Source organism: Elusimicrobiota bacterium, from assembly GCA_040757695.1.
GTDB lineage: Bacteria > Elusimicrobiota > UBA8919 > UBA8919 > UBA8919 > JBFLWK01.
The window spans coordinates 1-1,062 of the sequence record JBFLWK010000260.1 but is presented as its reverse complement, the minus strand read 5'-3'; the positions used below and the strand labels follow the sequence as shown (position 1 = coordinate 1,062).

Genomic DNA, 1,062 nt, shown 5'->3' with positions numbered 1-1,062 from the left:
ATAGCTGAGGTCAGATTCTGGTGTAATAACAAACTTATCGATGTTCAAAGAGTAAAAATCAGTGATCTACAGCAGTTCACTTTTGAAGTTTAAATGGTTCACTTTTGAAATTTAGCTAACACAAAAAAGATTCTTCTCCGAAAAAATGAAAGAAAAAAAAACTTGCTTTTTTTACAAAAAGAATCTATACTTTTTATGGGTGATATGAAACGAAGATGCTGTAAATTATGTGGGAGGCGATTTTCTCCTCATAGTGGACGGCGAGTCTATTGCCGCCCTTGTGCTAAAAAGAGAAAAAAAGAGTATCAAACAAACTGGAGGAAAAGTCATCCTGACTACCAAAAGAAATGGAGAGAAAAATATTTCCTTAAGACTAAAGAGAGGTATGACGATTCAGAGAAAACAAGACGGTGGCTAAAAAGGCATCCAAAATATTTTCAGGAGTGGCTAAAGAAACACCCTGAATATTTTAGCAAATATTATTCTGTGCATAAAACTTACTGGAGAGAGTGGCGTAAGAAAAACAGGGAAAGATATAATGAATACAAGAGGAAATATATGCGAAAATACAGAGAAAAGAAGAAATAAATTTTGTTGCTCAAAAAAAAAAACATATTGACATTTTAAGGAGAATGTGATAAAATTTGTTTAAATTAAATTCTTTGTGAAAAGAGGTGAAAAAAGATGATAAAATTTTCCTTGAGAAGTGTCTGTCTTGCCATAGTGGTAGCCGGTGTCGTATATGCTGGAGGGCTCGCGGCCTGCCCTCTAACACAGGTTTCTCCACCCATGGACCCACAACAGAGAGCACTATATGCAAAGTTTGAGAATGGGACGGCGGCGGCACAGTACATGGTAGGAATCCTGAAGGAAAAACTAGAGGCAGGACAAGTTGAATTTCTCGACGAGCACTACCGCGCCCCATTTGTTAACAAGCTAGTGCTTTATGACATAAGTTCTTGACAAATTAAATTATTTATGATATACTACCTCCAAAAGGAGGTGGTATACTTGAAAATAAAAAATCAAGTTAAATTAAAACCAAATGAGCGAAAATTATTA

Annotated in this window: 2 protein-coding genes; both read left to right on the top strand. The window is 35.5% G+C overall.

The annotated features are described in order from the left end of the window. Positions 1-195 precede the first annotated feature (195 nt). Positions 196-588, top strand: a complete 393-nt coding sequence (locus tag AB1349_14635) for a hypothetical protein (GenBank protein ID MEW6558563.1) — start codon at positions 196-198, stop codon at positions 586-588. Positions 589-684: 96 nt separating this feature from the next. Beyond that, positions 685-963, top strand: coding sequence for a hypothetical protein (locus AB1349_14630; protein ID MEW6558562.1), 279 nt, complete (start codon positions 685-687; stop codon positions 961-963). Positions 964-1,062 lie beyond the last annotated feature (99 nt).